The sequence below is a fragment of the Paraburkholderia sp. RL17-373-BIF-A genome (assembly GCF_046030175.1).
Classification (GTDB): Bacteria; Pseudomonadota; Gammaproteobacteria; order Burkholderiales; family Burkholderiaceae; genus Paraburkholderia.
Window position 1 is genome coordinate 21,733 of record NZ_JARESO010000047.1, and the last position, 20,507, is coordinate 42,239.

Annotated in this window: 17 protein-coding genes; 15 read left to right on the forward strand and 2 right to left on the reverse strand. The window is 62.4% G+C overall.

Annotated features, from left to right (window positions below):
- Nucleotides 1-37 precede the first annotated feature (37 nt).
- Nucleotides 38-1,432: a cytochrome-c peroxidase gene (locus P0D80_RS36685; protein WP_408180646.1), complete on the reverse strand. Its 1,395-nt coding sequence runs from the start codon at nt 1,430-1,432 to the stop codon at nt 38-40.
- Between the two features lie 248 nt (nt 1,433-1,680).
- Here P0D80_RS36685 and P0D80_RS36690 point away from each other — a divergent pair, with 248 nt between their 5' ends.
- From P0D80_RS36690 to P0D80_RS36760, 15 genes are all read left to right on the forward strand, one after another.
- Nucleotides 1,681-3,258, forward strand: a complete 1,578-nt coding sequence (locus tag P0D80_RS36690; RefSeq protein WP_408291137.1) for an acid phosphatase — start codon at nt 1,681-1,683, stop codon at nt 3,256-3,258.
- 241 nt (nt 3,259-3,499) lie between these two features.
- Entirely contained in the window at nt 3,500-3,883 is a 384-nt protein-coding gene (locus P0D80_RS36695; RefSeq protein WP_408291139.1) for a DUF427 domain-containing protein, read from the forward strand.
- Between the two features lie 266 nt (nt 3,884-4,149).
- Entirely contained in the window at nt 4,150-5,421 is a 1,272-nt protein-coding gene (locus tag P0D80_RS36700) for a tyrosine-type recombinase/integrase (protein WP_408291141.1), read from the forward strand.
- A gap of 107 nt (nt 5,422-5,528) precedes the next feature.
- Nucleotides 5,529-5,726: a helix-turn-helix domain-containing protein gene (locus tag P0D80_RS36705; RefSeq protein ID WP_408291143.1), complete on the forward strand. Its 198-nt coding sequence runs from the start codon at nt 5,529-5,531 to the stop codon at nt 5,724-5,726.
- A complete protein-coding gene (locus P0D80_RS36710; RefSeq protein ID WP_408291145.1) occupies nt 5,723-6,097 on the forward strand; it encodes a hypothetical protein in 375 nt (124 codons plus the stop codon). Before P0D80_RS36705 ends, P0D80_RS36710 begins: the two co-directional genes overlap by 4 nt.
- Complete coding sequence (locus P0D80_RS36715) at nt 6,094-6,519, forward strand: hypothetical protein (protein ID WP_408291147.1); 426 nt, start codon at nt 6,094-6,096, stop codon at nt 6,517-6,519. Before P0D80_RS36710 ends, P0D80_RS36715 begins: the two co-directional genes overlap by 4 nt.
- Before the next feature lie 72 nt (nt 6,520-6,591).
- Nucleotides 6,592-8,628 carry an AAA family ATPase gene (locus P0D80_RS36720; protein ID WP_408291149.1) on the forward strand — a complete coding sequence of 679 codons (2,037 nt, stop codon included), beginning with the start codon at nt 6,592-6,594 and terminating at the stop codon, nt 8,626-8,628.
- A 197-nt stretch (nt 8,629-8,825) separates the two neighbouring features.
- Nucleotides 8,826-9,101: a hypothetical protein gene (locus P0D80_RS36725; protein WP_408291151.1), complete on the forward strand. Its 276-nt coding sequence runs from the start codon at nt 8,826-8,828 to the stop codon at nt 9,099-9,101.
- Between the two features lie 23 nt (nt 9,102-9,124).
- The gene (locus P0D80_RS36730; RefSeq protein ID WP_408291153.1) at nt 9,125-9,382 is read left to right on the forward strand and encodes a hypothetical protein; all 258 of its coding nucleotides are present in this window, start codon (nt 9,125-9,127) and stop codon (nt 9,380-9,382) included.
- A gap of 63 nt (nt 9,383-9,445) precedes the next feature.
- Complete coding sequence (locus P0D80_RS36735; protein ID WP_408291155.1) at nt 9,446-10,279, forward strand: hypothetical protein; 834 nt, start codon at nt 9,446-9,448, stop codon at nt 10,277-10,279.
- Nucleotides 10,272-10,919: a hypothetical protein gene (locus tag P0D80_RS36740; protein ID WP_408291157.1), complete on the forward strand. Its 648-nt coding sequence runs from the start codon at nt 10,272-10,274 to the stop codon at nt 10,917-10,919. Before P0D80_RS36735 ends, P0D80_RS36740 begins: the two co-directional genes overlap by 8 nt.
- 11 nt (nt 10,920-10,930) lie before the next feature.
- On the forward strand, nt 10,931-11,380 hold the full coding sequence (locus tag P0D80_RS36745) for a Bbp16 family capsid cement protein (RefSeq protein WP_408291159.1): 450 nt from the start codon (nt 10,931-10,933) through the stop codon (nt 11,378-11,380).
- Nucleotides 11,377-13,368, forward strand: a complete 1,992-nt coding sequence (locus P0D80_RS36750) for a putative phage tail protein (RefSeq protein ID WP_408291161.1) — start codon at nt 11,377-11,379, stop codon at nt 13,366-13,368. The genes P0D80_RS36745 and P0D80_RS36750 overlap by 4 nt, the downstream gene beginning before the upstream one ends.
- Nucleotides 13,369-13,392: 24 nt before the next feature.
- Nucleotides 13,393-14,214, forward strand: a complete 822-nt coding sequence (locus P0D80_RS36755) for a complement C1q domain-containing protein (RefSeq protein ID WP_408291163.1) — start codon at nt 13,393-13,395, stop codon at nt 14,212-14,214.
- Between the two features lie 3 nt (nt 14,215-14,217).
- Nucleotides 14,218-20,013, forward strand: coding sequence for an LPD22 domain-containing protein (locus P0D80_RS36760; protein ID WP_408291165.1), 5,796 nt, complete (start codon nt 14,218-14,220; stop codon nt 20,011-20,013).
- Here P0D80_RS36760 and P0D80_RS36765 read toward each other — a convergent pair.
- Entirely contained in the window at nt 20,010-20,240 is a 231-nt protein-coding gene (locus P0D80_RS36765; RefSeq protein ID WP_408291167.1) for a DUF4224 domain-containing protein, read from the reverse strand. The genes P0D80_RS36760 and P0D80_RS36765 overlap by 4 nt on opposite strands.
- Between the last annotated feature and the right edge of the window lie 267 nt (nt 20,241-20,507).

Here is a 20,507-nt window from a genome sequence, read left to right on the forward strand (position 1 = left end):
GCGGCCGGCTACGCCAGCAGCCATCGCGTCACCTTCCTCACTTCGCGGCCACTGAGTCGGCCGCCCCGCTTCCCGCCTTGTACCCGTCTGTCAGCGTATTCAAAAACGCGACGACGTCCTTGATGTCAGCCTCGTCGAGCGCCGGCTTGTCACCTGGCTTGCGATCGAATGGTGGATCAGTATTCAGATTGGCCCAGTACTGCTGGGGCAGATCGTCGAACTTCCGCACTTTGCCTTTCGCGACCGGATAGAACTTCTCCGGGTTCGTGTCGCGCTCGGCATAGAAGCGCACCACCTGATCGAGCGAATGATAGATGCCGTTGTGGAAGAAGCTCTTCTTCAGCGCCACATTGCGCAGCGTCGGCGTGCGGAAGATGCCGCAAAACTCGGCGCGACCCTTCAGATCGGTGCGCTCCGGGCCGCAGGCGCCGAGGTCATAGAAATGCGGATCGCGATTCACCGACAGCGCGCGATTGCGCGGCACGCCGATCGCGATCAGACCGAAATCGCTGAACTGCGGCGGCGCACCGTCCATGGTGCGCTGGCTGATGTGGCAGCTCGCGCAATTGCCTTTTTTCTCGTCGTTGAACAGTTGCAGGCCGCGCAGTTCGGCTTGCGTCAACTGAGCCTTACCCGCCAGATAGGCGTCGTACTTGCTGGTGTACGGATAGAAAGTTTCCGGCGTCTGCTCGAAGGTTTCGAGCGCTTGCAACACGGCTTTGAAGGTGGCGTCGTCGCTATCGAAAATATGTGCGCCGAAGGCCGCGCGGAAAGCGTCGGCGTAGGGCGCAGCCTTGAGCGCCGCAGTGACTTTGGCCGGCGTGCTGCCCATTTCAAACGACGACAGCAGCGGAATGCGCGCCTGGTCGCCACCGCGGTCGACGCGGCCATCCCAGGTCAAGCCGCCGGTCGGGCCGGCATCAACGCTTTCGTCGCCTTCGTCGTCCGACTCGTGGTAGTGCTCGGCGAATGCGGGCACCGATTGCAGATACTTCAGCGTCGGCGCGGCGCGCATACCGGTGCGGTGCATGTCGTTGCCGCCGAGTTGCACCGACAACGCATTGGCCGGCGAAAACCCATGGTCCGGACTGTGGCACGACGCGCAAGCGAGCTTGCCCGAGCCGGAGAGCGACGCGTCGAAAAATAACTGCTTGCCGAGCGCCGTCATCTGCCGCACGGATTCGTAGACTTGCGCACGGGACTGCCCCGCTTCATGGGCGGCCACCTGCACGGCCGACGCCGCCACCGGCGCGGACGAAGCCGAACCGCCCGCGACCGTGCTCGCCGCGGCACTCGCGACGGCAGCCGTCCCCGGCGCACCCGCATCGCACGCGGCAAGCATCAAGGTCATGGCTGTCAGCGCGAACGCCGTCGCTTGCCGCACGCGCATCGTCGCGAGACCGGCGCCACGCCGCGCCTCGACCCGAGCCATTATTTTCCGAATCCCCGTCAGACCTGGCCGCATAAGAAAGATGTGAGTTTGCGATAGTGAAGTCCGCGAGCGTATTTCATTCCCATGTCTTTTAAATGACATACAGCCGACGGTATTTTCATATCAGAAGCAATTAGTAATTAATTACATCTTTCTGTCAAATTGCCTTGCCAAACTTTCGCCCGCGGTCATCCGTGTAAGGAGTGCAGGTGACCCGTCCCCAACGCGAGAGAGAGAAACCACATCAAATGAACAAGAAACTGATCTGCGCGACGCCTATCGCGATCGCAGCAGCGTTGAGCCTGTATGCGTGCGGCGGTGACAAAGTCAACGAACCGGACATCACCTCGATCAAGAATGTCGTGGTGATCTACGCGGAAAACCGCAGCTTCGACAACCTGTACGGCAACTTTCCGGGCGCCAACGGTTTGCAGAACGTGACGGCGGCGAGCGCCACGCAGGTGGACCGCAACGGCACGACGCTCGCGACGCTGCCGCAGGTGTGGAACGGCCTGACGCAAACCGGCGTCACGCCGGTGGTCACGCAGGCCATGACGGCAAACCTGCCGAACAGCCCGTTCGCCATCGACGACCCGAAGGGTTTCAACACGCCGATCACGGCGACGACGCGTGACCTGTATCACCGCTTCTACGAGAACCAGATGCAGATCAACGGCGGCAAGAACGACAAGTTCGCCGCGTGGGCGGATTCGGGCGGCCTCGTGATGGGCCACTACACGCTCAACGCCGACAAGCTGCCGCTGTGGAAAATCGCCCAGCAGTACACGCTCGCCGACAACTTTTTCATGGGCGCGTTCGGCGGTTCGTTCCTGAACCACCAGTGGCTGATCTGCGCGTGCACGCCGACCTATCCGAACGCGGACAAGAGCGTGGCGGCCAGCTCGATCTCGTCGGTGGAAAGCGACGGCGTCACGCTGAAGCTCGCGTCCAACTCGCCCGCTTCGGCGTTGAGCGGTCCGCCCAAATACGTGAACTCGGGCAACCTCACGCCTGACTTCTTCGCGATCAACACGATGCAGCCGCCATATCAGCCGAGCGGCAACAAGCCGGCGACCGGCGGCGACGCGAACTTCGCCGATCCGACCCAGGCGACCACGCTGCCGGCACAGTCGCAGCAGCACATCGGCGATCTGCTGAACAACGCGAAGGTGTCGTGGGCTTGGTACGGCGGCGCGTGGGGCGCGGCGGTGTCGGCGGCGCAAAACGGCACGTCGAATGTGATTTACGGCGCGAATCTGACGGCGCCGAACTTCCAGCCGCATCATCAGCCGTTCAACTACTTCGCCGACCTCGCACCGGGCACCGCGAACCGTTCGCAGCATTTGCTCGACGGTGGTCTCGCCGGCTCGGAGTTCATCAAGGCGATCGACAACGGCACGCTGCCGCAAGTGTCGTTCTACAAGCCGCAGGGCAACCTGAACGAACACGCGGGCTACACCGATGTCGCATCGGGCGATCAACACATCGCGGACGTGATCTCGCATCTGCAGAAGAGCCCGCAGTGGAACAACATGGTGGTGGTCGTGACCTACGACGAAAACGGCGGCTTCTGGGATCACGTGTCGCCGCCGAAGGCCGACCGCTGGGGTCCGGGCACGCGTATTCCGGCACTGATCATCTCGCCGTACGCGAAGAAGGGTTTCGTCGATCACACGCAGTACGACACCACGTCGATCCTGCGCTTCATCGCGCACCGCTTCTCGCTGCCGACGCTGCCGGGCATCGCGGCGCGCGACGCGGCGCTGGTGAGCAATGGCAGCAAGCCGATGGGCGATCTCACGGCTGCGCTGAACATCAAGCAATGAGCGCAGGGCGAAAGGCGTTCGATTTCAGACGGACGACGTTAAGCGGTAAGCAACAGTCCGCCTGAGGGTGAGACTTTGACAGGGCAGCTTCGGCTGCCCTTTTTTATGGCTGCCGTGGAGTCCGACGCATTTTCACGAGCGGCGTATGCTTCGACCCAGGACGCGATCGTCTCGTCGATGGCGGCTCGATAGCCTCCGCAACACGTTGCAGGCTTGACCACTCATTCAGGAGTTCGACAACATGACTGAAAAAACCATCAAGGTGCCCGGTCCCGATCATCCGATCACGGTCGAGCCGGCCAAAGCGCGCGTGGTCGTGACGGTAGCCGGCAAGGTGATCGCCGATTCGAAGAAAGCCCTCGTGCTGCGCGAAGCATCGTATCCGGAGGTGTATTACATTCCGCGCAATGACGTGGAAATGACGCTGCTGGAGCGCACCGATCACGCGACCTACTGCCCGTACAAGGGCGATTGCGCGTACTACAGCATTCCGCTTGGCGGCGAGCGGACGGTGAACGCGGTGTGGACTTACGAGTCGCCGTATGCGGCGGTGAAGGAGATCGCGCAACATCTGGCGTTCTATCCGAACCGCGTGGACTCGATCGAAGTGAAACCGGCGGGGTGACAAGCGAACGTGGCGCGGCGCAAGCTATGCGCGACTCTGGCCGCGTGGTGCCGCGAGCGCGCGCGCCAACATGAGAAGTACGGCAGGAGGGACTCGAACCCCCCACCCTCGGCTTAGAAGGCCTAGTGTTTTCACTTGACCTAGATTGATAGAAATGGATAGCCCTTTCAATTCAATCGCTTAGCCGATATGATCGATGGACGAAAACTGATCGGGGTTACACAGAATGGATGCTCTGCGTAACCCCGGCGTAACCCCATCGAGCAATGGACAACGTATTCACCTTCACCGAAGCCAAGCTTCGTGCACTCCCGCTGCCCGCTGCAGGGCAACGCGCCACATACCGAGATACGAAGCAACCGGGGTTACAGTTGCGGGTATCTGCTGGCGGCGCCAAAACCTTCAACGTATTTCGCCGTGTGCGCAACGGCGCGCCTGAGCGGATCACAATCGGCCGGTGGCCCGACATTACTGTCGAAGAAGCGCGGCGTCTCGCAGCTGGCTTCGTGGCAAAACTCGCGTCCGCAGAAAGCCCCGCGGCAGCACGCCGCGCCGTGCGCGGTGAGATGACGTTCGGCGAACTGTACGAAGCCTACCTGGCCGACCGAGTGACTGCGGGCAAGAAACGGCCGGATCTCATTCGAGGGTTGTGGGAGCTTTACCTCGGCCCACTCCCTGACGAACCCCGCAAGGCGCATGCGGCCGAGCGCAAGAAGCCCACCGAAGGCGTCGACTGGTCCGGTAAGCGCGTATCCGAAATTACCGTCACGACGCTCGCCCAGTTGCATCGTCGTATCTGCGCGGCGGGCAAAGAGCGCACGGGCAACAAGGTGATCGCGCTCGTCCGCGCGATCTACGGCTACGGGCTCAACCACCGGATCGTCACGGAAAACCCCGCCATCGGCGTCACGCTGGCGCCGGAAGGCGAGCGCTCGCGTTTCGTTAAGGGGGAGGAGCTGCCGCGCTTTCTAGCAGCGCTCGAAGCCGAGACGCAACCCTGGCGCGACTATTTCACAGTGCTGTTGTATGTCGGCTACCGCCGTGCAGCTGTCGCCGCGATGCGGTGGACGGATCTCGACCTTAAGGCCGGCGTGTGGCGGGTGCCCGGTGAAAAGGCAAAGAACGGCGACCCGATCATTCTGCCGATTGCTGGGCCGGCGCTGACGACGTTGGTCGCCCGCAACAATGGCCGGGAAAGCGAGCAATGGGTGTTCCCCGGTGGCGGCCGTGCCGGCCATATCACGAGCCCACGCGACGCGTGGAGTCGCCTGCTCGCTCGCGCAGGTATCGACAATCTGTGGCTGCACGACCTGCGTCGCACGCTCGGCTCATGGCTCGCCATGTCCGGTGTGTCGCTGCCGGCGATCGGTCGCGCGCTCGGGCACAAAGATTCGCGGTCGACCGAAGTCTATGCGCGGCTGCAAACCGAAGCAGTGGCGGGTGTAGTACGGATCGCGCACGATGCCATCGCCGCAGCCGCAGCAGATCCGCAACACGTGCCTACACCCCGCACCAGCAAAGGATCAAACCAGGCGTAACCATACCTCGACTGTCAGTGATTAAAGTTGCTGACAGGTGAGGTACGCATACCGACGATGACTTGGTAGACCATCCTCACTGACGCATCTACAACAGTGAGGGATAAATGGAATCTACAACCGTCGCCCCGGCGCACATGACGCAGGAGCAGGCCGCCGAATATCTCGGCGTTAAGAGCGAGACGCTCAATACGTGGCGCTGCAAGCGGCAGCACGCAATCCCCTATTACAAGGTCGGCCGCTTGATTCGCTACCGTAAAGCGGATCTCGACGCGTGGCTCGAACAGCGTCGGGTGGCGGCGTGAACGGCGCTCAACTCGCCACCACGTGGCTGTCCGACTTCGAAACCCAACTGGTCAACGCGTCCCTGAGCGAGGGGCCTATCGAAGATATTCTGGACGCGCCTCGCTTGACGCTCACGCGCGTTATCAAGGTCGTGAACGGGATTGTTCTCGTGAATAACGCGACAGGTATCACCCACATCGGCGAACTGCAGAAGCGGCTGGGCGAGATGTTGCACACCATCGATAGCATTCTGCCCCGCCAGTCGCGCGAGATGACTATCGCGCAGGCGCGCCCACTGCTGGCGCCACTGGTGGCCGACGTGCCGCAACTGCAGGAATGGCTTCGCCTGGTTGAGCCGTTCATCAGCCCTTTCGGAGATCTGTGGAAATGAATATTGAGACGCTTCTGGCGAACGATTTGGCAGCGATGGCGCACATTGGGTCGGATGCGTCCAACGCCGTATGGCGCCGCGATGATATCGAGTGGTTCGTGGCACATCCGGATCGCAGCTACCGACTTCGGAGAACCCTGGAAGGGGAACCGCTACAGGGCGTGTGTCGCTTTGTCCTTGTGAAGCAGACCGCGCCCGGCGTTTGGCTTTGCGCCCCCGCCTATCGAGCCGGCTTCATGGTCAATAAGGCGTCGATGACTGAGCTGCTGGAATCTTCCGATGCCGATGATCGGCCCGCGTATTTTGATCTCGTGCTTCAACTTCTCTGGCGCGACCTTCAAACCCGTAAGTTCCGACCGCTCGGCGTAATCTATGCGCAGGCAAACGCGCTGCAGGCTATAGCGCCCACGACTCGGCAATAAAAAAGCCGCCAGACCAAGGCGGCTTGAAAATCTAACCCCTTGTTCCAGCAAGGGATTTTAGGACTGCGAATCATGAACCATTGTAGCACTGAAGGTAGTCCTGTCAAGGACTGCCTTACGCAAATCGCTGTCGCCTTCGGGCAGCGGGATCTCGGCGCCGTCACGCAGCAGGCAATGGGCTGGGATCAGATGGTTGATGTCCTGACCGAGCCGGCCGCCGCGCCGATCAATCACGTCGAGTACCTCGCGCTCCCCAAAGACCAGCGCAACGCGCTGAAGAAGCGCGACCGTTTCATGCTGCCGGGCACATGCCGCGACGGCAAGCGCGACGACGCGCATCTTGAGTCTCGATCGGCGGCGACGCTCGACGTCGACGAAGACGCGGCCACGCTATACAGCGCCCTGTGCCTTGGTTGCCTCGACGTGCCCTTCGCATACGCCTGGCACACCACTCGCAGCCACACGGAAGAAGCGCCGCGCCTGCGCATCGTGGTGCCGTTCAACCGGCCCGTGTCGGCGGCCGAATACCGGCGCATCGTGCCTGCCCTCGGCGCTGCGTTTGGCGTTGCCTACGACCCGGCGTCGATCAAGCCGTCGCAAATGATGTTCTTGCCGGTGCGCAATTCCGGCGCGCCGTTCGAAAGCGGCAGTTCGTTCGGTTCGGGCTTCGTCGAGCCCGACACCCTGATCAGTTCGGCGGATGTTGTCGAGCGCGCGAGCGCGCCGACGCCGGAAATCGCGGACTTCGGCGATCTGGACCCCGACCTCGAAGAGATGCTGCGCAATCCGGTGAAGCAGGCCGAACTCATGGACGCGGCTCTGTTTCTCGCGCCGCGCGAGCGCGGTTATCACGACTGGGTGCGGCGCGCGCACAACACCAGGGCGCTGGGCGAATTCGGATTTACGGTGTTCGAGGCGTACTCGCGCGCGATGCCCGACTTTGATCCGGCGTGCGATCTGCGCGCGAAGTGGGAAGCCTGTCCGGGCGAGCGATCTGGTTACAAGGCGATTTTCAAGGATGCGAACTCGGCCCACTGGACAAAGCCGACGCCCGCCGAGCCGGTCGAGACTGACGACGACGGCAATCGCATCAACTCGTTCCAGCTCGCGCTCAAACGCGCCGAAGCGCCGATCCGTTCCGACCTGATCAAGGGCGTTATCCCTGACGCCGAGTTCGGGATCATCTTCGGCAAGTCGGGCAGCGGCAAGTCGTTCGCCGCAATCGATCTCGGCTATCACCTTGCACGTGGCGCCGCGTGGCGCGGCCGGAAGGTCAAGCAGCGGAATGTCTACTACATCGCTGCCGAAGGCGCGCACGGGGTTCGGCGCCGTGCCAAGGCCTACGCCCTGCACCACGGTGTCGACGTGCTCACGCCCTTCTACACCCGCGAGCGCGCGATCAACATGCACGCGAAGAACGGCTGGGTGCGGGCTGCTGAAGACATCACGGAAATCGCGGCCGGTGAGCCAGGCGTGATCTTCATCGACACCCTGTCGCGCTCGATCCCTGGCGTCGAAGAGAACTCGGCCAAGGACATGAGCCAGGTTATCGAAAACTGCCAGATGCTTGGCCGGGCGACGGGCTGCATGGTGATCGTGATTGCTCACGCCGGCAAGGATGACGACAAGGGTGTGCGCGGCTCGTCCACGCTGCGCGCCGCGGCTGACTTCGAACTGGCCGTGAGCCGCCATCTGGAAACACAGTGGCGCTGTCTGAAGCTCACCAAGTCGAAAGACGACATCGACGGCACCGAGTTCGGCTTCACGCTCACGTCGGTCGAAGTCGGGATCGACGAAGACGGCGACACGGTTTTCTCGGCCGTGGCAGTGCCGTCGGATGAAAAACCCATTGTTGTAAATAGGCCACAGAGCAAAGACGCCGCGCGCGCACTCGATGCTGTTATCGAGCTTGCTGACTTCTCCCCCGACGGGTGGGTCGACGTCGAGCAGGTGATCGATCGGGTGCTTGAGGTTTATCCGAACGAGGCAAAAAACGCACGTTCCAACATCCGGCGTTGGGTCAGCGGTAGCAGCAAACTCGAAATTTTCGACGTGTTCGACGGGAAAGTACGTTCCTCAAGTCCTCAACTGTCCTCAGATGACATCTGAGGAACTGAGGAAAAAGCCGCGATCCTTCCTCAAATTCCTCAAATGCCTATAGGCATGAGGAATTGAGGAACGCGGATTCGGGTTTGGTGAATCGAAACTGAAATTTTTTACACGTGCGTGCGTCATTCGGCACGCTTCGCGACGCGCATGTGCGCGCGTACGTGAGAGGTGGTTTCCCGACGCTTCGCGACGCGCACGTGCGCGCACGCGAGGGGAAGCCGGAGCAGTACGCGCGATCGTACGTGCGCGCACGCGAGGAACACATGAAACCAGAAACGAAACGCAAGACCTTTGCCGAACGGCTCGACCGGGCATGCAAGCGCGACCGCGTGATGAACACATTGGTGTTCGGTGACGCGCTGCCGACGACGATCAATCGCCTGAAGCTTTTCGAACGGTGCCGGTACTGGTGTTTCGACGCCGCCGAGACTGCGACACTCTTCGAGGTGCTCGAAGCGCGCGACCTAACTTGACACCTGAAAAAGGGGGAAAACCTATGCGCGATCTCGACTTCGGCGGCATCAAGGTGACATACAGCCACGCAAACATGGTGCTGTGGCTGCTGAACGAACGCCCCGGCGAATGGCACCACGTTTGCCGCATCCTTCAATGCTCGCGCACTGCGGGCCACAATCGCCTGAAGCGTGCGGCGGAAAGCATTCGTGCCACTCACCCACTGTTAGGCGCGACCCTACGCGATGTGACGTTTCGTGGTGAATGGGCAATGTTAAGCACTGCCTATCGCAAAATGTGACTGGGGGTTACGCGCCACAATTGCGGCGCTGATACTGGCTCCATGACTTACGGAGCCACCCACATGAAACGCGTCACGGTACTGAAGGCACGCATCAACGAATTGCAAGGTGAGCTAGAACGCGCCACGCGCGAGCGCACCGATGCGCTCAAGGCCGTCGCGGCGGATCCCACGAGCGAGCCGGCACACGAGCGCCTCAACGCCGCAGTGCTCGGCTGCAAGCAGATATCCGGCATCATCGCCCAGCTCGAAGAAGCGATCGAGGATGCGAAGACCGCCGACGATGCCGACGTGCTCGACTCACACCGCACAGATATGCTCGCGGCACGCGACCGCGCACAGACGGCCGTCATCGCCCGCGTACAGATCGGCGCGAAGATCGACAAGATTCTCTCCACGCTGCAGGCTGCGCTCACCGAGTGGCACACGGCGACGAACGAAGCCCGCCGAGAACTCAGCCTCGCGACGATCGGCGCGCTTGACCACGAGCGGCTTGCGCAAGGGCTGTTCGACAACCGCGTAATGCAGCTAGGCGCGGTGACACAGCAACTCGAACACGCCAGCCAGGTTCCCCTTGCTTTTGCCCAAGCCCTGCGCCGCGCAGGAGTTTGCGGCCCCGTTGGATCGCAGAGCGTGACGCCGGGTGAAGGCCCGATCCCATTGGGCGCTTTCATCGACTTCAAGGAACAGGCGGCCGGGCCGATGGTGTTGCACACGCCGGGCACAGTGCGCGAAGCCGCGCAGCAAGCAGCCGATAGCTTCCTGTGCAGCCTGGACAACTGGCATGCACGGTGCAACGTCATCGACATGCCCGCGCCGACTGAAACCACACCCGACGACGACGACGATCCGATGCCGTCGGCCGACGACGAGTCGCGGGAAAACTACGATGAGTGACATCGAAACCGCGAGCGCCGCGCCGGCTGATTCCGGTCCCGATCTGTTCGCGATCGCCGATCGCCTCTACGGCAAGTCCAGCACACCGGCCGAGTCTTCGACACCTGTCGAGCCTGCGAAGCCCGCAGAAGCCACGCAAACACCGGCAGAAGCCGAACCCGCAACTGAGACGTCGTCCGCAGCCGGCGAACTGCCGCCTGCAATCGCAGAACTGCGCGACGATCCGCTGCGCCGGATGTTTGGCGCGCAGGGCACGTACGCCAGCGTCCAGCTCGAAGAAAGCATGAAGGATGTCGCGCTCGATCCGGCTATCAAGACCGCAGCCGCGACGGAGTTTCGCGAGATATTCGCCGACCTCGGCGCGAGCCCCCAGGACGCGCGCGAGCTTGTCGACGCAGCCGCTCGCTGTACGGCCGAGCCCATGACGACCGAGCGCGACGCATCGAACAAGAACGCCGCCATTGAACTGCTCAGTCAGCATTTCGGTAATGACGCGAAAAGCGCGCTTGCTGACGCGGTGCAGATGATTGCGCGTGACCCCCGCCTCTCACGAATGCTCGACCAAACACGCCTCGGCAACGATCCGCAGACCGTGCTTAAGGTTGCTCAACTGGCTCGCAGCGCAAAGATGCGCGGCTAAAAGGAAAAATCATGATCCTCGATCAGCAACTCGTCTTCTCCGACACCCAAGCCATTACGGTCACCGCGAACTCATCCAACGTGATCGACACGATGCCGTCGGGCGGCCCGAACACCAAGGCGGGACTCGGTGACGGGCAGGACATCACCCTGTTCGCGCTGGTCATGCAGGCGTTCGCGGGCGGCACGTCGGTTCAGATTCAGCTCATCTCTGCAGATACGGCCGACCTGGCGACGAACCCGGTGGTGCATTACGACACGGGCGCAATTGTCCTAGCGGCGCTGACTGCCAAGGCGCGACTGATTGGGGTCGACTTGCCCTATGGGAAATACCGCCGCTACCTCGGGTTGAAGTACACGGTAGTCGGAACGATGACCGCGGGCACAGTTCTCGCCGCCCTGATCGAAGACTTGCAAACGTTCAGCGGCACGACCGACTATGCGAAGGGGTTCAGCGTATGACGATTTCCAACGCAACGCGTAAAGCCGGACCGTTTGTCGGTAACGGCGCCTCAACGGTGTTTCCGTTCACCTTCAAGGTCTTCGACAAGACCGACATCAAGGTGCTGAAGCTCGACAGCAACGGCATTTCGACGCCGCTGGTTCTCGACTCCGATTACTCGGTCCTGCTGAACCCGAATCAGGACAGCAGCCCGGGCGGCCAGATCACCTACCCGGTAATCGGCCTTCCGCTCGCCGCGGGTTATCAACTGGTCATGCTCGGCGATCTGCCGTACGACCAGGAAACGGATATCACGAATGCCGGCGGCTTTTACCCGCAAGTGATCGAAGATATGGTCGACCGCGCGACCATCCAGATCCAGCAGCTTGAAGAGATCACGTCACGCGCGATCGTTGTTTCCGAATCGGAAAGCCTGAATCCCGTACTGCCGACCGCACAGGCGCGCGCCGGCACGGTGCTCGGCTTCGACTCGCAAGGCGGTGTCACGCTCCTGCCGCAGCCGTCCACGCTCGGCGGTGGCAACATGCGTACCGACGTGTTCCGTTCGGCAAACGGTGACTTCGTGCCGGGCACTACTCGCGCCTTCACGCTGTCGCGCGATCCGGGCTCAGCCGATAACGTATGGGCGTGGTGGGATGGCGCGCAGCAGTTCGACTTCGTGCTCACCGGCACCACCCTCACGTTCAACGATCCGGTCGATCCAAACGTAACGGTCGTGCGTCTGCGAACCGGTACGGTGCTGTCGACCTTCACGCCGTCGGCCGGTAGCGTCGGCGACGCGGCTCTGCAGTGGGGCACAAGCCTTCGCAAGAACTTCACGTCGATAGCCAAACTTCGATCGAACACGGACCCGCGCTTTCAGTCCTTTTTCGTGACCGGTTACTACAACCCGCTTGACGGCGGTGGCGGCCCATACGAAGTGGACCCCTTGGACACGACCAGCGCCGATAACGGCGGGTCGATCCTCGTTGATGCGCTCGGCCGCCGCTGCAAGCTGGTCGGTAACCCCGACTGGTATGTCGAGCAGTTCGGCGCGAAGGGTGACGGCGTTGCGGACGACACTGCGGCCATCAATGCCGCGATTGCCGCGCTTCCGGATAACGGGGGTACCGTGCGCCTGCGCGGAAAAACATACGTGATCAGCAACTCGATCATCATCGGCAACGGCAACGGCCTTAACACACCGTCGACCAAGAATGGCGTCAAGCTGATCGGCCAGGGCGCGGGCCTCGGCCAGTACTCCAATCCGACGCTGATTCAGGCAAAGGACAACGGGTCGGCCACGCCTTACATCGACACCATGCTGTTGATCCGTGGCCCTATCGAAGGACTGCACATTGAAGGGTTCAAGCTGTACGGACACGGTGCGAATAGCTCCGCGAACGGTTCGCTTGTGAACACCGGCATCTTTCTGAATGGTGGCGTAACAGGGTCGACCTTTAGCAAGATCACGATCGTCTTTTATACCCTGGTTGGCATGTGGGTGCTGGCCGGTGGTGCGCCGACGGGCAATTACAACATCTTCAACGAGTTCCACCAGGTCAACGGTATCAGCAACGTCGACGGGCACATTGGCCTGTTGATGAACGGTGTCTATGCCGTATCGAACGACACGTGGATTAGCAGTTTCTACAACTGCCGGTTCGATACCAACAGTGCCAACAACGCTTTCGCCGGCTACTTCCAGTTCGTCGACAGCATCAACTTCCACCGCTGTCACTTTGGCGGCAACAACGTCGGTGGCGTAGGCCAACCGGGGACGATCGGCTGTTACTTCAATGCTGTCGGAAACCCCGGCTTTCCATGCGGCATGCACTTCGACTTCTGCTCGATCCTCAACACCTTCGTGAACGAGAACTCGACGGACAAAATCCGCAAGATCACGTTCATAGGTTACGGCACCTACGACAACGAGACGATCCCGACACACCCGTTTCTGATCGGTATCACGGATCAGGGCGTGCGATTCAACGGTTGGGGCGCGTAAGCCAAACTTTTATAGGGCAATGAAATGAAAAAACTATTTGTCATCGCGCTCCTGGCGCTTTCATCCATCGCGCAAGCGGTCACGCTCTCGCCGATTACGCTCCTGAATCCGGTCGGTTCGACCGCCGGCCAGGTCATTGCTTCCACCGGCGCGAGCACGGCCCCCGCGTGGACGACAGTAACGCTGTCGGGCCTGGGCGGCCTCGCCAAGGCGAGCAACCTGTCGGATCTCACGAACGCCGCTACGGCGCGCAGCAACCTCGGCTTGGGGACCATTGCGACGCAGAGTTCGACGTCCGTCTCGATCACCGGGGGCGCGATGACCGGCGTGTCGATTGCGGGCGGCACGCTCTCCGGCACGGCCATCACCAACTCGCCTATCAGCGGGAATGCCGGCACGTTCACGACGCTCAAGGCTGCATCGCATGCCCGGCTGTCCTACACCAACGCGAATACGCAGAGCTTCGCGGCGTCGACCGCGGCAACCGTGACGGGCTGGGTATCGCTATTCGACGCCAACAGCAACTTCAACGGGTCAACTGGCGTTTTCACGGCGCCGAGTACCGGCTACTACCTCGTCAGCGGGCAACTGATGCTGTCAGTGAGCACGGCAACCGTCGGCACGACGTTTCAGGTGTCGGTGCGCAAGAACGGTGCGGTGGTTGTGAACGGGTGGGGCTCAGTTGCGGCCGCAGGTCAGAACCAGTTGCCGGTACCTTTCTCGATCCTGCTGAGCCTGACGGCCGGCGACACGGTCGACGTGCAGGGCAAGCAAACCAGTTCCGGCTCGCTGACGTTGGTGGGCGGCGCTTCGACGAACTTCCTGAGCATCACGCAGGCGCCCTAACTTATGGCTGACATGATCGTTCCGAATTCCGACACTTCGTTCGCTGGCCCGGTCACTCCGCAAGCGCCAGCGACCGCAGCGCCGGCAGTCGTACCTGCAGCGTCAAGCCCTGCAGCCGCGTATCTCGCCGGCACGGCGCAGACGGCGCAGGGCAATGTCGCACTCGCGATGGGCGCGGATCCCGATTACGAAGCCGCGATGCAACAGCTCGCGAAGCAGACGGGCGTGCCGGTCGAGAGCGTGAAAGCGTTCCCCGATCAGGTGAAGCAGAAAGCCGCGATCGCCGGCACCGACTGGCAGGCACTTGCAAAGCAGTTCCCGACCACGGCCGCGTTCTATCAGTCGCAAGGCAATGCTCTGATCGCGCACGACGACGTGCACAACCTCGCGAACGTTGAGGCCGCGACGAATGGCAATGGCGTGCCGCTTGCGGAAGGCACCACCGGCTATTTCAAGCCCGACAACTCGCCGCTGCCTTTTCGCGCCCGTATGGCTGACTGGATGCGCGGGTTGATCGGTCCCGACGCGACTAGCCTGCTTGGGCTCGATCAGACGGGCAACGCACAGGGCGCGGGCGCCGCGCAGGCATCGGCACAGGTCTACGCGAACCAGACCGGCACAACGCTCGACGACCAGCGAGAAGCGGTCGGCGGCATGAATCCCGCGCCCGTATCGTTCGCACGTGGTTTCTTTCATTCGTTCCTCGCTGGCGCCACGCCGGATGCGACACCGAGCGGAAACACGGGCGCCGACGTAGCAGCTGGCGCCGGCAACCTCGCCGGCTTCATCATGGGCGCGCCGCTCAAGATCGCCGAAGGTGCAGTCGAGCGTGTGGGCAGCACTCTGCTCGAGCACGCTGCGGGTGAGTCTTTTGCGAAAGCCGCGGTCAAAGATGTTGCGGCCCAGTCGGCAACGCTCGGCCTTGCCAGCGGTATCACCGCGACCGGCGACGCGCTGGATCAGAACAGCGCCACCGGCTTCTTTAACTCGATCGGCCGTGCAACTGCGGGCGGTGCGGAAATGGGCGCGGTGTTCGGTGCAGCTGGCCGCGTTCTTCCTGACAACACGATTGTGCAGGGCATTGCGCGTGTGCTAGGCGTCAATGCCGCAATGGACGTGCTACAAGGCTCGAACCCGTTCGACAACCGCCCGACGGCGCAGAAGGCGTTCGACTACGCATTGAATTCGCTGTTCGCGATGCACGGCGCGGGCCGCACTGGCGGCGGATGGCTGCAGGACGCAGCACGGGCCGATCTCGCCACACAGGATCATGCAACGCTGTCGACCCTCACGGGCATGGCGGCCGCGTCGAAACTGCGTGAGCGCGACCCCGATGCATTCAGCCAGTTCGTTCAGCAGGCCAGCGAGAACGGCCCGATCCAGAACGTGTATGTCGACGGCTCGACGCTCGTGAACGCCCTGGCGCAATCGGGCATCGACGGCGCGGAGCTGTCCAGCAAATTGCCCGACGTGGCGGCGCAACTTCCGACGGCGATCGCCTCAAACGGACAGGTGAGCATTCCCGTCGAAGACTTCGCGACGCACTTCGCCGACCCGAAGCTGGCCGGCGCGCTGCTGCCTCACTTGCGCACCGATCCGGAAGGCATGACGCAAGCCGAGGCGCAGGAGTTCTACCAGTCGCACGCGGACGAGTTCCGGCAGCAGGCGCAGCAGATCTGGAACGAAGACGAACTGCGCACGTCGCACGAACTCTCTGCGCAGCAGGTAGGCGACAACGTGCTCGCCCAGCTCAACGAAGCTAACCGCTTCCCCGCCGAGACAAACGATTCGTACGCGAAGCTGATCCAGTCGTTCTACAGCACGACGGCGGAACGGCTCGGCATGACGCCGGAACAAATGTTCTCGACCTACCCCCTGCGCATCGCCGCCGAAGGCGTGCCAGGTGAGAACGCACTCGACCAGGGCGAGCGCGGCAAGCTGTCGTTTGCTGACGACATTTCCAGCGCACCCAGCACGATCACGCTGCTGAAGGGCGCCGATCTGTCGACCTTCCTGCACGAGAGCGGGCACCACTTCCTCAATGTGCTCGATCACGTGTCGCGCGGCGACGGTCCCGATCTGCTGAAATCCGATATGCAGGCCGTGGCCGACTGGTTCGGCACCACGCCGGAACAGTGGCGCGCGATGTCGCTTGAGGAAAAACGGCCGCTCCACGAACAGTTTGCGCGCGGCTTCGAGTCTTATCTGCGCGAGGGCAAAGCGCCGTCGCTCGAAATGCAGGGCGTATTTCAGCGTTTCCGTGCGTGGCTCGTGAATGTCTACCGGTCGATCCGGGATCTGCACGTCGACCTGACGCCCGAAGTGCGCGGCGTATTTGACCGTCTGCTCGCCACGAACGAAGACATCAAGGCCGCCGAAGCAGCGCGCGCCTATATGCCGATGTTCAACACGCCCGAAGAGGCCGGCATGTCGCCGGAAGACTTCGGCAAGTATCGCGCGCTCGGCAATGAGGCGACGCTCGACGCGGTGCAGAAGCTCGGCGCCCGCACACTGCGCGACATGAAGTGGCTGGAAAACCGTAAGGCCGACGCGTTGCGCAACGTGCAAAGCGACGTTGCCGCGAAGCGCGATTCGGCCGAAGCTGAAGTCGAGCGCGAGATCGCTTCCGAACCGATCTACCAAGCCGATCAGTTCATCCGTAACGGCTCGCTGGTCGACGCCGATCGCACCAACGCCCAGCGCCGCATTCTTGAAGACGCCAGCATGGGCAGCACGAAGCTGTCACTGCCCGACCTGAAGGAAATGTATGGCGAAGGCGAAGCGGCGATCTGGCGTTACCTGCCGACGGGCACGCACGGGCTGGCCGCGACCGACGGCATCCATCCGGACACCCTAGCCGACCTGTTCGGCTTCGGGTCGGGTGACGAACTGGTGCGCAGCCTGCTCGCCGCTGAACCGTTCCGTGACGCCGTGCAGGCTGTGACCGATCGCCGGATGCTGGAAAAGCACGGCGACATCACTTCGCCCGACGCCATGAGCCGCGCGGCCGATGCTGCGATCCACAACGAGGCACGCGCGCGCTTTATCGCGACCGAGTTCCGCGCCCTGAACAAGGCGACCGGGCCGATCCGCGAACTGACACGCGCCGCGAAGGATGCCGCCGAGCGCACGATCGCAGCGTCGAAGGTCCGGAACCTGCGGCCGGCGCAGTACACGGCGGCCGAGACGCGATCGGGCAAACAAGCCGAACGCGCGCGGGTTGCCGGCGACATTCCGGCCGCGGCGAAGGCCAAGCGTGACCAGTTGCTCAATAACCAGCTCGCGAAGGTCGCGACCGATGCCGCCGACGAAGTGCAGCGCAATCTCGAGTATCTGAAACGGTTCGGCAGCAAGACCACGCGGGCGGCGATCGGCGCCGAATACATGGAGCAGATCGACGCCCTGCTCGACCGCTACGATCTGCGGACCGGCATCACGGCGAAGGAACGCGCCCGCCGCGTGTCGCTCATGGATTGGGTCGACTCGCAGCGCGAACAGGGATTGGAACCTGCGATCCCCGACGCGCTGCTCAACGAGGCACTGCGCGGCCATTACAAGGATATGACGCTCGAAGCGTTCCGCGGGCTGGTCGACTCGGTGCGCTCGATCGACCACCTGGGCCGGCTCAAGCAGACACTGCTCGACAACAAGGACGCGCGCGAATTCGAGGCGATCCGCGACGAAGCTGTCGCGCAGATGAAACAGCTTAAGCAGCGCGAGCCCGATGACGTGCTCAACCCGGGCGAAGGCGGGAAAGGCGCCGATGCGATCCGTGCGGCAAGCATGCGATTCAAAAGCGCTGTCAGAAGCGGCGACGCCTCACTGCTCAAGATGGAACAGGTCATGGACTGGCTGGACAACCATGACAGCAAGGGGGTGTTCAACCGTATCGTGTTCCGGCGCATCGCCGATGCCGAGGCGCGCGAAAACGACCTGCGCAAAACCATCACCGCGAAATTCAAGGAAGCGTTCGACGCCGCGCCCGCCGAGGTAACGCGCGACTTTTCGACCCGCTACACGATGCCCGAACTTCCGGACGACAAGACCGGCAAACCGACGTCGATGCTGAAAAGCGAAGTGATCGCGATGGCGCTGAACACTGGCAACGAATCGAATTACTCGAAGCTGCTCGAAGGTAAAGGATGGGCCGATCACGCGGTACAGCGCGTGCTCAACCGTCACATGACCAAGGGCGACTGGGATCTTGTGCAACGGGTATGGGACACGATCGACACGCTGTGGCCGGAAATCGAAGCGCTCGAAAAGCGCGTGTCAGGCGTTGCGCCACCGAAGGTGCAGGCACGTGAAGTGGTGACGCCGCACGGTCGATATTCGGGCGGCTACTACCCCGTCGTCTACGACCCGTTGCGCAGTTTCACGGCTGACCGCAACAAGGGACGCGAAACCGATCTGTTCGCATCCAATTACACGCGGGCAACCACGCGCCACGGCTTCACTAACGAACGGATCGACCAATACGCGGCGCCGCTCTATCTGAGCATGGACGTGCTGCCGCGCCACGTCGGCCAGGTGATCCACGACATCGCATACCGCGAGGCGATCATCGACGCTCACCGGTTCCTGTCCGACTCGAAGGTGCGCGAAGGCATCGAGAACACGCTCGGCCGCGAGTACTACGCGCAGCTCACGCCGTGGCTCAAGGCAATAGCCAACGACCGCAACGTCGACAATCGCGAAGTCGCCTTTTGGGAGCGATTCATCAAGACGGCCCGCACGAACGCGACGATGGTCGGGCTCGGCTACCGGCTTACGACGATCCTGAAGCACGGCGGCGCCGCGGCGCTGAACTCCGTCGGCGAGATCGGGCCGCGCTGGATGGCGTCGGGCGTGAACGCGTTCCGGCAGGATATGGCCGGCACGCGCGATTTCGTCTTCGAGCGCAGCGGCGAGATGCGTCACCGTATGGAGCAGGTCGACCGCGACGTGCGCGACCTGATCCGCAACGTGCAGATCGAGAGCCAGTCAGGCCCGGTCAGCGCGGCGACGAAGACGCTCAACGGCGCCCGCCGCTTCGGTTATTACGGGATCTCGATGATCGACATGGCGTCGGCCATGCCTACCTGGATGGGCGCCTATAACAAGGGGTTGCACGAAGGGCTGACCGAACAGGACGCGATCTACTACGCCGACAAGGCGGTGCGCAACGCGCACGGCGGCGGTGGTGTGAAAGATCAGGCAGCGATCCAGCGCGGCAGCGAGTTCCAGAAAGCGATCACGATGTTTTACTCGTTCTTCAACCACTTCTATAACCGGCAGCGCGACATTGGGCGTACGGCTGCGAGCGGCTTCGGCAATCTCGCGCAGGGTAACGTGCGCGCGGCTGGCGGTGACTTCTCGCGCGTGCTTGCGAAATCGTTCTGGTACTTCGCGGCGGTGGCCGCGTGGGATGCGCTGATCAAGGGCACGCCGCACGACGAGAGCTACGTCGGGCACTTCGCAAAGGAACTGGCGGGGCTCGGCCTGGCCGGCGTGCCGATCATTCGGGACATCGCGCCGACGTTGCTGCATGACCGGCAGTTTGCCGCGACTCCGCTCGCTCAGGCCGCGCAGGCGATCACCAACGTCGTGAAAGACGGCGAGCACGCAGCGGGCGGGCAACCGGTGCAGCACCCCATTGCGCACGCCGTGCAGGCGGCCGGCTACGCGTTTGGCTTACCCGTGGGCCAAGCCACGACGACCGGGCGTTTCCTGTGGGATGCTGGCGACGGTCAGCAACGTCCGCAGGATCTGAGCGACTGGTTCCGCGGCCTGGTGTTCGGGCGCGCTGAGCCGCACTAGTCGTAGAAGAGTTCAAAGTCTTTCGGTTCAGGCGCGCTCGTGCGCGTAAGGTTCCACTTCTTCAGCACGAGCGCGTCGAAGACTGACCACAGCATGATCACTTCGCCGCGCCCGTTGCAGACGACGTCTATACCGAATTCCTGCTTGAACCAGCGCCGCTGCTTGGAGTAACGCCGCGCGCTGGTGATCCGGACCAGGTCTTCCGGCGACAGCAGTCGTTCATTCATGTTCGGTATCCCCCGACAAAGTTCGGCATTGCCTAACTTATTGATTTAAATACGATTTTCCTTGTAGTATGCCGCAACTCTGCCTATGATTGAACCCATCGATGACACAACATCGATCGGGTTTAGCAGCCCGAATGCACGTGGCGGATTACCGCCAATGGCGGTATTTTTTCGTCTGTATTTGCGCGCCTTCAATGGGCGGCGATGGTGGGGAGGCTTCGGCCTGCTGGGTTCCATGTGCCCAGTCTGCTAACCCTGTCGTCGTCG

Coding starts and splice junctions, on each gene's coding strand:
- P0D80_RS36685 (WP_408180646.1), bottom strand. CDS start 1,432: ATGGCTCGGGTCGAGGCGCGGCGTGGCGCCGGTCTCGCGACGATGCGC.
- P0D80_RS36690 (WP_408291137.1), top strand. CDS start 1,681: ATGAACAAGAAACTGATCTGCGCGACGCCTATCGCGATCGCAGCAGCG.
- P0D80_RS36695 (WP_408291139.1), top strand. CDS start 3,500: ATGACTGAAAAAACCATCAAGGTGCCCGGTCCCGATCATCCGATCACG.
- P0D80_RS36700 (WP_408291141.1), top strand. CDS start 4,150: ATGGACAACGTATTCACCTTCACCGAAGCCAAGCTTCGTGCACTCCCG.
- P0D80_RS36705 (WP_408291143.1), top strand. CDS start 5,529: ATGGAATCTACAACCGTCGCCCCGGCGCACATGACGCAGGAGCAGGCC.
- P0D80_RS36715 (WP_408291147.1), top strand. CDS start 6,094: ATGAATATTGAGACGCTTCTGGCGAACGATTTGGCAGCGATGGCGCAC.
- P0D80_RS36720 (WP_408291149.1), top strand. CDS start 6,592: ATGAACCATTGTAGCACTGAAGGTAGTCCTGTCAAGGACTGCCTTACG.
- P0D80_RS36730 (WP_408291153.1), top strand. CDS start 9,125: ATGCGCGATCTCGACTTCGGCGGCATCAAGGTGACATACAGCCACGCA.
- P0D80_RS36735 (WP_408291155.1), top strand. CDS start 9,446: ATGAAACGCGTCACGGTACTGAAGGCACGCATCAACGAATTGCAAGGT.
- P0D80_RS36740 (WP_408291157.1), top strand. CDS start 10,272: ATGAGTGACATCGAAACCGCGAGCGCCGCGCCGGCTGATTCCGGTCCC.
- P0D80_RS36745 (WP_408291159.1), top strand. CDS start 10,931: ATGATCCTCGATCAGCAACTCGTCTTCTCCGACACCCAAGCCATTACG.
- P0D80_RS36750 (WP_408291161.1), top strand. CDS start 11,377: ATGACGATTTCCAACGCAACGCGTAAAGCCGGACCGTTTGTCGGTAAC.
- P0D80_RS36755 (WP_408291163.1), top strand. CDS start 13,393: ATGAAAAAACTATTTGTCATCGCGCTCCTGGCGCTTTCATCCATCGCG.
- P0D80_RS36760 (WP_408291165.1), top strand. CDS start 14,218: ATGGCTGACATGATCGTTCCGAATTCCGACACTTCGTTCGCTGGCCCG.
- P0D80_RS36765 (WP_408291167.1), bottom strand. CDS start 20,240: ATGAATGAACGACTGCTGTCGCCGGAAGACCTGGTCCGGATCACCAGC.